Here is a 12,032-nt window from a genome sequence, read left to right as displayed (position 1 = left end):
TGCTACGAAAAAACTTAGAACATTTATAAAGTTAGGTCCAGCTTATTTTTTTCATAGACTGGTAAGACCAGTTAAATAAAAAATATTTACATTTCAATCATCTAATTTGCGAATTATTATTATAAACATGCCCAAAAAAACGACAATAATTTACAAAGTCATGCTTGAAGATTAGGCAGAATGCCCGTAAAGAAGTCATAGTCGTTTTGACTCTTTTATGACAGTTTGTGAGATAGGTGTACCGTGAAACCCACCAACACATCTGATCCGTCCCACTTTCATAAAGTGGTGGATTGCCAGTATGCCTGTCCGGCACATACGCCGGTCCCGGAATACATTCGCCTTATTTTAGCACGCCGTTATACGGACTCCTACATGGTCAACTGGGAAGCAAACGTGTTCCCTGGTGTCTTGGGTCGTGTCTGTGACCGTCCGTGTGAACCAGCCTGTAGACGTCAGCGCGTCGAGGAAAAACCCGTGGCGATCTGTCGCCTTAAACGGGTTGCTGCCGATAATAAGGAAGAGATCAAAGACCGTCTTCCCATCATCCCGACCAAGAAAAATGGCAAAAAAATTGCCTTAATTGGCGGGGGACCGGCATCCCTGACGGTTGCGCGCGACCTGATGCCCTTGGGATACGAATGTACGATTTTTGAACGTGATGCCCAGGCTGGCGGCATGATGCGCACCCAAATCCCGTCTTTCCGTCTGCCTTTGACAACATTGGACAGCGAGGTCGATGTGGTTCTGGACATGGGGGTTGAACGTCGTTTTAAGGGCGATGTTACCTCTATGAAAGCCGTGATGGATGAAGGTTTTGACGCTATCTTTGTCGGCACCGGCGCCCCAAGCGGCCGTCCGTTAAAAATGGATGGATTGGAAGAAGCCGGTGATCATGTCGAAATCGGCATTAACTGGCTGGCGGGCGTTACATTCGGTCATATCAAAAAAGCACCGAAACGGGTCGTTGTTCTGGGCGGTGGTAACACGGCAATGGACTGTACACGCACAGCACGCCGATTGGGCGCACAAGAGGTCAAAGCCATTGTGCGATCTTCCTATGACGAAATGAAATCTTCAGAATGGGAACGCGAAGATGCAATGGCGGAAAATGTCGAAATTATCCCCAACCACACCCCTTTGCGGTATGTGGTCGAAGATGGGAAATTTATCGGCGTTGAATTTGACCGTGTGAAAACACATTGGGAAAAAGGCAAACGTAAACTGATTTCAACAGGGGAAGCGCCTGTTCTGGTCGAATGTGATCTTGTTCTGGTTGCCATTGGTCAAGATGCCAGCTTCCCGTGGATTGAACGCAACCTCGGTATTGATTTTGATGACTGGGGCATGCCTGTTCTGAACAAAGACACCCTGCAATCCAGCCATGAGAAAGTCTTCTTTGGGGGGGATGCGGCCTTTGGTCCGGAAAACATCATTACCGCCGTTGCCCACGGCCATATCGCAGCCGGGTCCATTGATCGTTTTCTCAATAAGGAAAAAGACGTCAATGCCGTTCCGGTCGGGGAATACAGTCTGACTTCACAGAAAATGGGCATTCACGAATGGTCTTATCAAAGTGCTGTTTCCAATGATCCGCGCAACACGGTGCCGGTGATGAATTTGGAAGAGGCACTGGCAAATATCGATGCCGAAGTCGAACTCGGATTTGATGAAAAACTCGCCTTAAGCGAAGCCGCCCGATGCCTAAGTTGTGATGTGCAGACCGTCTTTTTGGGGGAACGCTGCATTGAATGCGTTGCCTGTGAAGATATCTGCCCGATGGACTGTATCAACTTTATCCCCAATGGTGACGAAGACGACTTGCGTGCGCGCTTACGTGTCCCGGCGATTGGAAATGACCGCGATATTTATGTTTCCGGCGAGCTGAAAAGCCGCAAAATTATGGTTAAGGACGAAGATGTATGTCTGCATTGCGGCCTATGTGCCGAACGATGTCCGACAGGGGCATGGGATATGCAGAAATTCCTTTTCAAAGCGACACAGATTGAGGTGGCATAAACATGAAAACCATTAATTCAGTCAACGAATTCGTCATTCGCTTTGCCAACACAAACGGAACCGGCTCTGCCAGTGCCAACAACATGTTCGCCAAAGCAATTTTCCGCATGGGCGTTCCGGTAAGCCCACGCAACGTCTTCCCATCAAACATTCAGGGTATGCCGACATGGTATGACGTGCGCGTCAGTGAAAAAGGCTATCTGGGGCGCCGCGCCGGTGGGGCCGACATCGTTGTTGCCATGAACGCGCAAAGCATGGTGGATGATGTACAAAGTGTCGAGGCAGGCGGTTATTTCCTCTATGACTCAACCAAGGAAATCGACCCGCAATTGATGCGCAAAGATATTACGTTTCTGGGGATGCCCATCTCAGCCATCTGCCTGCGTGAATATAACGACCCGCGTCAACGCCAACTGTTTAAAAACGTCATCTATGTCGGTGCGCTGGCAGCTTTGCTTGATATGGATTTCGATGTGCTGAAAGGTTTAATCGCCGATCAGTTCAAAGGTAAGGAAAAGCTGATTTCGCCGAACGTTCATGCGTTAGAACTCGGCTATCAATATGCCAAAACAAATTTCAACTGCCCGCTGAGCATTCGCGTTCAAAAATCAGACAAAGTCGGCAACCGCATTCTGATTGACGGTAACACAGCCGCTGGTTTGGGTGCTGTTTACGGCGGGGCAACCGTGGCAGGATGGTATCCGATCACTCCCTCCACATCGGTTGTGGAAAATTATGAAAAATACTGTAATCGTCTGCGTATTGACCCGGCCTCGGGCAAAAAGAACTTTGCTGTTATGCAGGCCGAAGACGAACTTGCCGCCATCGGTATCGCCATTGGTGGGGGGTGGAACGGGGCACGTTCCTTTACCGCAACGTCCGGTCCGGGTATCTCCTTGATGACGGAATTTCTCGGCCTTGCTTATTTTGCCGAAATTCCGGTTGTTTTAATTGATGTGCAACGCGCAGGCCCGTCAACCGGGATGCCGACACGGACACAACAATCTGACATTCTTGCTTGTGCTTATGCCTCTCATGGAGATACGAAACAGGTCCTGATCTTCCCATCCACACCAACGGAATGCTTCCATATGACAGCGGATGCGTTTGATTATGCCGAACGTATTCAAACGCCGATCATGGTGATGACGGATCTTGATCTCGGTATGAACGATCATATGAGTGACGAACTCAGCTGGGACGACAGCCGCACGTATGATCGTGGCAAGGTCTTAAATGCCCAACAACTTGAAGAAGTTGAAGAATTTGGACGTTATCTGGACGTGGACGGTGATGGCATTTGTTATCGTACCTATCCCGGCACACACCCGGAAAAAGGCATTTATTTCACACGTGGGACGTCACGCAACGAATATGCCGCTTACACAGAACGTGGCGAAGATTACGTGCGCAATATGGAACGTTTAAATAAAAAGTTCCGTACTGCTGCCGAAATTCTGCCACAACCGGAAATGCACAGCCAAAACAAAGGCAGCAAAATCGGTGTGGTTTATTTCGGCACAACGAATGCTGCGATGGATGAAACGTTTGATCTTCTGCGCGCACAAGGCCAAAACGTCGACGGGATGCGCCTCAAGGCGTTCCCCTTTGCCAAGGCTGTGGAAGATTTTATCGAACAACACGATCAGGTCTTTGTTGTTGAACAAAACCGCGACGCCCAAATGCGGACCCTGTTGATGAATGAACTGGACATTGACCCGGCAAAACTGATCAAAGTTTGTAACTATGACGGTTTACCGATTACGGCCGATTTCATCAGCACAACCATTCTCGATCATATCGCCGTTGCACCGGCTTCAAAAGTGGCAAGAGGGTAAGAACATGAGTTACTTGAAATCCAAATTTCACCACCCAAAACTTGCAAAAAACGATCTTGGTCTGACATATCGCGATTACGAAGGGGCCTTGTCCACCTTATGCGCCGGTTGCGGCCATGATGCGGTTGGCGCGGCCCTTGTTCAGGCTTGTTTTGAATTGTCGCTGGAACCACACAAGGTTGCCAAGCTGTCCGGCATTGGCTGTTCGTCCAAGGCACCGACTTATTTCCTTGGTAAATCGCATGGTTTCAACACGGTTCATGGACGCATGCCGTCTGTTGCAACCGGGGCCAGCATGGCAAACCGCAGTTTAAAATATGTCGGCATGTCCGGTGATGGGGATACGGCTTCCATCGGTATGGGGCAATTTGCCCATGTGGTACGCCGCCGCCTTGATATGACCTATATCGTTGCGAATAACGGCGTGTACGGCCTGACAAAGGGGCAAACAGCTGCCACCGCAGACAAAGGATCACATACCAAAAAAGGGGAAGAAATCCTTTGGTCTGCCATTGACCTGCCGACAATGGCCCTGCAATTGGGGGCAACTTTTGTTGCACGCAGTTTTTCCGGTGATAAGGATCAGTTGGTCCCCTTGTTAAAAGCGGCCCTATGCCATGAAGGTTTTGCCTTTATCGACGTGTTGTCGCCTTGTGTAACCTTCAACAACCATGCGACATCCACACGCAGCTATGATTATGTGCGTGAACATGTCGAAGCCGGTAATATTGCCGATTTCGTACCCTCGCGTGAAGAAATCACCACAAAATACGCAGAAGGCGAAAGCAAGGATATCTGTCTGCATGACGGATCCCTGATCCGCCTGCACAAAGGAAAAGACGGCTATGATCCGACAGATCGTTTTGCCGCTATTAACGCGATTGAACAACATCGCATCAAAGGTGAAATCCTGACAGGCTTGCTCTATTGCGACCCAACCTTGCGCGATATGCACGATTTTCTAGGAACAACGGAAACACCGCTTAATACACTGGACGAAAAAACCCTGTGCCCCGGCAATCACGCCTTGGCCGGGATCAACAACAGCTTCCGCTAAAACAAAGAAGGAGAGGGGCTTTTAGCCCCTCTTTTTTTAAGCCGGTTTTTGCAGCAAGTTCATACGGGTCGGCTGATCGAAATAGGTACAACCATCTTCTTTTTGAACGCCATAATGGGCAAAGGCTGCGCGAAGTTCAGCATCCTGTTGTTCGAAAATTGCATCGCGTTCCGGGTTCGGCCCTGTCAACTTATCACGTAATTCTTCAAAATTTTGACGACGAACCGGATGGTTGTAGGTTTCCTCTTTCACCCATTTAAGCCCCAATTCCTCGTATCGATTCAAGGCTTCATAAGCCTTCGCACGCACATAGGTTTCATCATCAATGGGTTTAAGCAGTTCAAAATGCGGGCCTTCTGCCATTGGTTCGGACACATAGACAAAACCACCGGGGCGCAAGACACGCACGGCTTCTTTTAAGGCGTTGAACTGTTCATCAACCGGGATATGGTGCAAGCTGTTGAAAAAGACGACCACATCCATGCTGGCATCTTCAAACGGTAAGTCCTGCCCAACGGCATCGATGAATTTCTCATCACGAACACAGTCATAAGACAACGCCTTTTTCATCTGACGGGGGGAACATTCAATCCCGATAACATGCGCGCCTTGCTTGGCCATCATACGACTGAGGTGACCTTCGCCACTGCCGACATCCAGAACGTTTTTTCCTTTTAATTGAATATTTTCTTTTAAAACATCCGCGTTCTTTTTGGTTTGCATCATAATTTATTCCACACGATAAGATGAATGACAGGCACTACACACATCAATTATTTCACTAAGTGCCGTAAAGACGCGTTGATAATCATCCGTCGTTGGCGGTGTCGCGACATTTTTGGCAATATTTGCAAAATGAGCCGCCGCATCATGGAAAACGCGTCCCATTTCACGGACTTCATCCGGCATAAAACGACCCATCCCGCGTCCTGGATGATCAATGCGTGATTTACTTTCTCGCAATTTCATCAACATTTCTTCGATTTCTTCATCGGTTCGCCCCTGTTGCTGCATCACCTCACGTACAGAATGACCAAACCCCATTTTATTTTCCGCGATATAAGCCGCCGTTTTGAAATCCCCCGCAGACAGGGCCTGAGTGATTTCATTCAGGTTATCAAGGTGCGTACGCATTTCTTCCAGAAAAATCGACTTCACTTCTTGCGGGACCAAAATGACATTACGATCATCCCCATAAGCCGAAGATGTCCCGAACACAAAGAGACAGCACGCTCCCATCATCAACAAACGTTTCATTTTATCCTCCGACTTTAAACGTGTCGTGATTTTAAATTCGAAAACCCTAATAAGACAAGATAAATCTAATCTTAAAAAAACAACCTAATCTATTGAAGGATAAGAAAACTCGGCCTATCTTATTTGAATAACAAAAATAATTTTGGATCGAATAGGGAAATAGAATGTCAGCACCTTTACCACAAGAAGCCTTAGACCAGCTTTTTTTGCAAGCCCGGACCCACAATCTTTGGCAAGACAAAGAAGTAAGCGACGATCTTCTCAATCAGGTTTGGGATTTGGCACGCTGGGGGCCAACAAGTATGAATTGCTGTCCCGCACGTATTACATTTATTAAAAGCCCTGAAGCCAAAGAAAAACTAAAAAGCTGTTTATCCGAAGGCAATATTGCCAAAACAATGGCGGCCCCCGTCACAGCCATTATCGCGACAGATCTGCGTTTTTTCACCAACATGCCACGCCTGTTTCCCAGTTTTCCCGGTGCCGCCGACATGTTCGATCAAAACCCTGAACTGGCAGAAGAAACCGCAATCAGGAATTGCACCTTACAAGGCGCTTATTTAATCATAGCATGTCGTACTTTAGGGCTGGATTGCGGGCCAATGTCCGGTTTTGATTCTGAAAAACTTGATAGTGTTTTCTTTAAGGATTCCAGCTTGAAATCTAACTTCCTATGCAATATTGGCTATGGTGACACAGCAGGTCTTTATGATCGTGGCCCAAGACCTGCATTCGATGAAGTCTGTTTAATTGAATAATTCATACTTTCGGTCGAATACGTAAAGGTAACTGTATTTTTACTTACCGAACGTGATAGTTTAATGCCGAATATAATATAACAAATGTGAACGCCTCTGAACATGAACCCCATAAACGAAGAGATTAGCAGTATCGTAAACCGGACTTTGCTCACCTGTAAACCGGATGACACGATTGCAAAATGCGCCGCAGCCATGCAAAACGCCGGGGTCAGTTCTATCCTTGTCGAAGAGAAGGGCGTACCTATCGGAATTTGGACAGAGCGTGACAGCTTGCGTCTTGATGTTTCCAATCTGGCCGTTTTTGACCGCCCGGTACGCGACCTGATGAACGCACCGGTTAAATCCATCCGCGAAGACATTTCCATTGGCGCGGCTGCGGTCCGGTTTAAGGAAGAAAAAGTTCGTCATTTGCTGGTCCTGAGCAAAGACAACACCCCTTGTGGCATCATTACGCAAACGGATGTCATTTTAAAACATGGGGAAGAATATTATCTGACAGTCAAAACCGTGGAACAAACCATCACGGTTGCCGCACCCATCGCCCCTGAACACGTCAGTTTCAGCGAAGCCTTAAAAATCATTCAGAACGCACCGCAAGCCGCTGTGTGTGTTCTGTTTAACGACAATAGCTACGGCATTGTCACTGAAAAAGATGTCACGCGTTTTCTGTCTCAACGCAGCTTCCCGGAAACAATCGGGCAGGCGGCCTCGCGTCCGCTTAAAACCATTTCCAAGGACGCGAATTTATTGGAAGCCCGCAATATGCTGGTTTCAACAGGTTTTCGTCACCTTGGTGTTGCCGACGACAACGAGAATATCATCGGCTTGATCAGTTTTTCCGGTATTTTATCCAGTTTGCAATTTGAATACGTCCGGCGTATCAATTCTATTTTGGAAGAACGCTCCCAAGCCTTGCGCGCATCGCAAAACAGCCTTCACCTTGCCCATAAGATCATCGAAGCCTCGCTGGACGGCATTATTATCGTCAACTCGCAAGGCAAAATCGATTATGTCAATCCGACCTTTACCCATGTGACAGGATACAGCAGCGATGAAGCGGTGGGCCAGACGCCGGCCCTCCTCAAATCCGGCCGACATGAAGAAAATTATTATACAGAGATGTGGCAACAACTTCAAATTGATGGCTATTGGCAAGGTGAAATCTGGAACCGGCGAAAAAACGGGGAAGTCTACCCGGAATGGCTGACCATCACCGCCATTCGCAACGATGCCGGTGACATTTACCAGTATGCGGGTATTTTCTGCGATATTTCCGAACGTAAAAATCAGGAAAACCAAATTCGTAGACTGGCCTATTTCGATGAACTGACCAAACTGCCAAACCGTCGACTATTTTCTGACCGCCTGAATATGGCGGTTGCCCGTTCCAAACGCCACCATGAACGCCTTGCGATTATGTTCGTCGATCTGGACCATTTCAAAAAGATCAACGATACCTTGGGCCACAACACAGGCGATGCACTGTTGGTTGAGGCCGCAGAACGCCTGAAACATTGCACACGCGATGAAGATACCGTTGCCCGAATGGGCGGGGATGAATTTATCCTGCTCTTTCCCGATATTGAAAGCGTTGATGAGGTAACAAAGGTCGCCCAACGCATTGTTGAAGCATTTTCCGACCCGTTTGTCGTGGATCAGCAAAACCTGTTTGTCACTGCCAGTCTGGGCATCAGTGTATTCCCGGATGATGGCGAAGACGCGGAAACCATTATTAAAAATGCAGATGTCGCCATGTATCGTTCAAAAGATGCCGGGCGCAGTACATTCAACCTGTTCAATGCATCCTTTACAGATCAAAGCTTGCGCCAACTGGAAATCGAAACCGCATTGCGCGGCGCAATCGCACATGATGAATTCGAACTTTACTTCCAACCTCAAGCCGCCGCTGGTGATGGCACCATTGTTGCTGCCGAAGCACTGCTGCGCTGGCACAACGAAAAAATAGGTAAGATCGGTCCGGCAGAATTTATCCCCATTGCCGAGGAAATCGGCATTATCTCCAAAATCGGCGAATGGGTCCTGACAAAGGCGTGTCGCCAAATTCGGGAATGGCAGGATAAGGGATATCCGGCTCTCACCGTTGCGGTCAATATTGCGCCCGAACAGATTAAAGACAATACCTTTCCGTTATTTGTTGAAAAATTACTGGAACAATTTGACCTATCCGGTCGATGTCTCGAAATCGAAATTACCGAAGGATCCTTTATTGACGAACCCGAACAGGTGAAGATTAATCTCTTTGCCCTCAAAGAAATCGGCGTACGTATTGCAATTGATGATTTTGGAACTGGTTATTCCAATCTGGGGTACTTGCGAAACCTGCCGATTGATCACCTGAAAATCGATCAAAGCTTTATTCGCGGCATGTTTCAGGAAGAAGGCAACCGCCAACTGATCTCAACCATGATTGCCATGAGCGAAAACCTCGGCATGCATAGCATCGCAGAAGGTGTGGAAGAACAAATTCAAGCTGACTTCCTCAGTCAAGGCGGGTGTTCATTGCTGCAAGGTTATCTTTTGTCACGCCCAGAACCGGCCGCAACATTTGAACGCCATTTAAAAAACGGCTTACGCTGGCCTGATAAAAATTAAGTCTGTTTCAATTCCCGCTCCAGCCAGTCGGCAATCTCTGAAACTTTATCTGCATCGCCGCCCAAATAGAAATTACCACCGGCAATCCGCATGCTGGGACCCTCATTGCACTGCCCCAAACAGGTAATTGCCTCTAATTCAATGGCAATGGAACGCTGTGTCACTTCCTCTTGCAAGGCCGCCATTATTTTTTCGCTCCCACGCAGCCCACAAGACGGACGACCCAAGGCAACAGCTTTATTGGTACAAATATATAACTTTTTCATAGAGTTAAATATAATCCTTGGGAAATATTTTTTCCAGCTCACTTCATTTCCTGCCCCTCATACCTCTCAAAAATCTGCGCACGCAGTTATTTTAAAGAAGAGCAGGGCATTTTTTATTAATCTTCGACAAAACAACCCTAAAAAAACTTCATTTGCAGTAGCAATTAAAAAAAAGAAAAATGAACGAGCCGCCTTCGAATTAAAGAAAACTAAAATTAAAACAAGTTGATTATGTTATTTGTTTTATTTGCACACAAATAATTTTGTGAAAAACGGCTAATCTCCTTTTAAAACCTCTCGTCCCACATCGGTCAATTTACAAACCAGCCAGTCCGGTTTTAACGGATTTGAAAACCAGGGTTCAGCCCAACCATTTCGGATGCAGCTTTGAACCGTCTGGAGATTGATCTGCTGACCGAACTCGTCAAACAGAGGGAGCTTTCCACCGGCCTGTTCCAATCCGCGTGACAGCCATTTTCGTTGGGCATCACTCGGTTTTAAGGATAGGTCTTCATCGTGAAGTTTGGCATCGTCCTTTGTCATGGCAATCTCATTTTGGATTCGTGAAGGATTATCGTATGGTAATCCGTCTGGCAAAAATAGCCAAGTCTTATACGTACCGCCCCGGCAACGGCAGGCACAAATCCTTGAGGAAAGGAGATCAACATGAAATCAATGGTCCTGTATGTAACCTGTTCAAACGAACAGGAAGCACGATCCATCGGGCAAAAATTATTAAAAGAACGTCTTGTCGCCTGCGTCAATATTCTGCCAACCATACAATCCTTGTATTGGTGGAACGATGACATTCAAGAGGATTCGGAAACGGCCTTTTTCGCAAAAACAACCGATAAAAATGTCGATGCGGCAATTACCTTGATCAAGGCTTCCCACAGCTACGATTGCCCCTGTATCGTGGCCCTGCCTATCGAAAAAAGTAACCCGGACTTTCTACAATGGATTAAGGAACAAACCACAAAACCACACGACAATGAGTAACGATGCCATTTCGTCATCGTTACATTTTTATCAATAAATTTTCACACTTGCACTCGCCTGTGCAGCAATGCCTTCGCCGCGACCAGTAAAGCCCAGTTTTTCCGTCGTGGTTCCTTTAACGCTCACCCGATCCAGATCGATATTGGCAATTTCCGCAACAGATTGGCGCATAGCTTCCCGATAAGGCCCGATTTTGGGACGCTCACAAATAATCGTTACATCCAAATTGACAATTTGCCCGCCGCGCTCTGTTACCAAATCACAGGCTTTTTTTAGAAAACGATCCGATGAGGCACCTTTCCATTGCGCATCACTGGGCGGAAAGTGACTGCCGATATCACCGGCGCCAATCGCGCCCATAATCGCATCGGTTAAAGCATGCAACGCAACGTCAGCATCAGAATGTCCGGACAAAGCATGTGTATGAGGCACTTGAACACCACATAAGGTGACAAAATCACCCTGATCAAAACGGTGTACGTCAAACCCTGTCCCGGTCCGAAATTCCACATCCATTTGCAACATCCTTTCCGCCCGATGCAAATCATCTGGCGTTGTAATCTTAAAATTATCTTCATGGCCCAGCGACAAGACGATATGGCGCCCGTCCACCTCCATCAAGGCTGCGTCATCGGTTAATTCCTGACCACGGTGCCTTTGATGTGCCTGAATAATTTCATCAAACACAAAACCTTGCGGTGTTTGCGCACGCCATAACCCGGTACGGTCCACCGTTTCAGGACATTGACCATCCTGCATTTCACGTTTCAATGTATCAGAAACCGGAACAGCCGGAATAACACCAACGCCTGTTTCGATATGTGCAATCACACGATCTATTACATCCAGTGTTACAAAGGGACGGGCCGCATCATGGATCAGGACACCACGTGGTTCCAAATCCACCAAGCTTTCCAGACCACGACAGACCGATTCTTGTCGGGTATCGCCGCCAAAGACCGGATCTAACAGGTCTAAACCGTCCGCAGCCTTGCGATATAAATCAAGATCATCAGGATGAATGATGACGCGCACGCCGATTACATCAGGATGGGATAAAAATGCGCAAGCCGTCTTGCGTAATACCGCTTGGTCGCCAAGACGACAATATTGCTTGGGCAAATCCCCGCCAAAGCGTCTTCCACGCCCTGCGGCAACAATGATGGCATAAATATTTTTCATATGATCTTCATACCCAGCGAAAGGTTTTCAGACAATAGCT

Annotated in this window: 11 protein-coding genes; 6 read left to right on the top strand and 5 right to left on the bottom strand. The window is 47.5% G+C overall.

What is annotated here, in order from left to right:
- Positions 1 to 243 precede the first annotated feature (243 nt).
- The 3 genes from IEW74_RS09350 to IEW74_RS09340 are packed head-to-tail and all read left to right on the top strand — an operon-like array spanning position 244 to position 4,914.
- Positions 244 to 2,019 carry an FAD-dependent oxidoreductase gene (locus tag IEW74_RS09350; protein WP_188664114.1) on the top strand — a complete coding sequence of 592 codons (1,776 nt, stop codon included), beginning with the start codon at positions 244 to 246 and terminating at the stop codon, positions 2,017 to 2,019.
- A gap of 2 nt (positions 2,020 to 2,021) precedes the next feature.
- The gene (locus tag IEW74_RS09345; RefSeq protein WP_188664112.1) at positions 2,022 to 3,857 is read left to right on the top strand and encodes a 2-oxoacid:acceptor oxidoreductase subunit alpha; all 1,836 of its coding nucleotides are present in this window, start codon (positions 2,022 to 2,024) and stop codon (positions 3,855 to 3,857) included.
- Positions 3,858 to 3,861: 4 nt separating this feature from the next.
- Positions 3,862 to 4,914 (top strand): 2-oxoacid:ferredoxin oxidoreductase subunit beta, encoded by a 1,053-nt coding sequence (locus IEW74_RS09340; protein ID WP_188664110.1) that lies wholly within the window; start codon positions 3,862 to 3,864, stop codon positions 4,912 to 4,914.
- A 36-nt stretch (positions 4,915 to 4,950) separates the two neighbouring features.
- Here IEW74_RS09340 and IEW74_RS09335 read toward each other — a convergent pair whose 3' ends face one another.
- Both IEW74_RS09335 and IEW74_RS09330 read right to left on the bottom strand, forming a co-directional pair.
- Positions 4,951 to 5,640, bottom strand: a complete 690-nt coding sequence (locus IEW74_RS09335; protein ID WP_229734293.1) for a class I SAM-dependent methyltransferase — start codon at positions 5,638 to 5,640, stop codon at positions 4,951 to 4,953.
- A gap of 3 nt (positions 5,641 to 5,643) precedes the next feature.
- A complete protein-coding gene (locus IEW74_RS09330) occupies positions 5,644 to 6,171 on the bottom strand; it encodes a hypothetical protein (RefSeq protein ID WP_188664108.1) in 528 nt (175 codons plus the stop codon).
- A gap of 164 nt (positions 6,172 to 6,335) precedes the next feature.
- On the opposite strand from IEW74_RS09330, the gene IEW74_RS09325 reads away from it, so the two are divergent.
- Positions 6,336 to 6,929: a malonic semialdehyde reductase gene (locus IEW74_RS09325; protein WP_188664106.1), complete on the top strand. Its 594-nt coding sequence runs from the start codon at positions 6,336 to 6,338 to the stop codon at positions 6,927 to 6,929.
- Positions 6,930 to 7,031: 102 nt separating this feature from the next.
- On the top strand, positions 7,032 to 9,545 hold the full coding sequence (locus IEW74_RS09320) for an EAL domain-containing protein (RefSeq protein ID WP_188664104.1): 2,514 nt from the start codon (positions 7,032 to 7,034) through the stop codon (positions 9,543 to 9,545).
- Here IEW74_RS09320 and IEW74_RS09315 read toward each other — a convergent pair.
- Positions 9,542 to 9,811 carry a (2Fe-2S) ferredoxin domain-containing protein gene (locus IEW74_RS09315; protein ID WP_188664102.1) on the bottom strand — a complete coding sequence of 90 codons (270 nt, stop codon included), beginning with the start codon at positions 9,809 to 9,811 and terminating at the stop codon, positions 9,542 to 9,544. The genes IEW74_RS09320 and IEW74_RS09315 overlap by 4 nt on opposite strands.
- Before the next feature lie 276 nt (positions 9,812 to 10,087).
- A complete protein-coding gene (locus tag IEW74_RS09310; protein ID WP_188664100.1) occupies positions 10,088 to 10,354 on the bottom strand; it encodes a hypothetical protein in 267 nt (88 codons plus the stop codon).
- A 123-nt stretch (positions 10,355 to 10,477) separates the two neighbouring features.
- On the opposite strand from IEW74_RS09310, the gene cutA reads away from it, so the two are divergent.
- Complete coding sequence (cutA, locus tag IEW74_RS09305; protein ID WP_188664097.1) at positions 10,478 to 10,810, top strand: divalent-cation tolerance protein CutA; 333 nt, start codon at positions 10,478 to 10,480, stop codon at positions 10,808 to 10,810.
- A 30-nt stretch (positions 10,811 to 10,840) separates the two neighbouring features.
- Here the strand turns inward: cutA and IEW74_RS09300 are convergent, their stop codons facing one another.
- Positions 10,841 to 11,992, bottom strand: coding sequence for a bifunctional 2-C-methyl-D-erythritol 4-phosphate cytidylyltransferase/2-C-methyl-D-erythritol 2,4-cyclodiphosphate synthase (locus IEW74_RS09300; protein WP_188664095.1), 1,152 nt, complete (start codon positions 11,990 to 11,992; stop codon positions 10,841 to 10,843).
- Between the last annotated feature and the right edge of the window lie 40 nt (positions 11,993 to 12,032).

This window comes from Terasakiella brassicae (genome assembly GCF_014641495.1).
Classification (GTDB): Bacteria; Pseudomonadota; Alphaproteobacteria; order Rhodospirillales; family Terasakiellaceae; genus Terasakiella; species Terasakiella brassicae.
Note: the sequence above shows the minus strand (reverse complement) of the source record. Positions and strands in the feature narration are given on the sequence as shown.

Bases quoted from the DNA above. Each gene is read 5' to 3' on its own strand.
- IEW74_RS09325 (WP_188664106.1), top strand. From the start codon at position 6,336: ATGTCAGCACCTTTACCACAAGAAGCCTTAGACCAGCTTTTTTTGCAA.
- IEW74_RS09320 (WP_188664104.1), top strand. From the start codon at position 7,032: ATGAACCCCATAAACGAAGAGATTAGCAGTATCGTAAACCGGACTTTG.
- IEW74_RS09330 (WP_188664108.1), bottom strand. From the start codon at position 6,171: ATGAAACGTTTGTTGATGATGGGAGCGTGCTGTCTCTTTGTGTTCGGG.
- IEW74_RS09340 (WP_188664110.1), top strand. From the start codon at position 3,862: ATGAGTTACTTGAAATCCAAATTTCACCACCCAAAACTTGCAAAAAAC.
- IEW74_RS09345 (WP_188664112.1), top strand. From the start codon at position 2,022: ATGAAAACCATTAATTCAGTCAACGAATTCGTCATTCGCTTTGCCAAC.
- IEW74_RS09300 (WP_188664095.1), bottom strand. From the start codon at position 11,992: ATGAAAAATATTTATGCCATCATTGTTGCCGCAGGGCGTGGAAGACGC.
- IEW74_RS09335 (WP_229734293.1), bottom strand. From the start codon at position 5,640: ATGATGCAAACCAAAAAGAACGCGGATGTTTTAAAAGAAAATATTCAA.
- cutA (WP_188664097.1), top strand. From the start codon at position 10,478: ATGAAATCAATGGTCCTGTATGTAACCTGTTCAAACGAACAGGAAGCA.
- IEW74_RS09315 (WP_188664102.1), bottom strand. From the start codon at position 9,811: ATGAAAAAGTTATATATTTGTACCAATAAAGCTGTTGCCTTGGGTCGT.
- IEW74_RS09310 (WP_188664100.1), bottom strand. From the start codon at position 10,354: ATGACAAAGGACGATGCCAAACTTCACGATGAAGACCTATCCTTAAAA.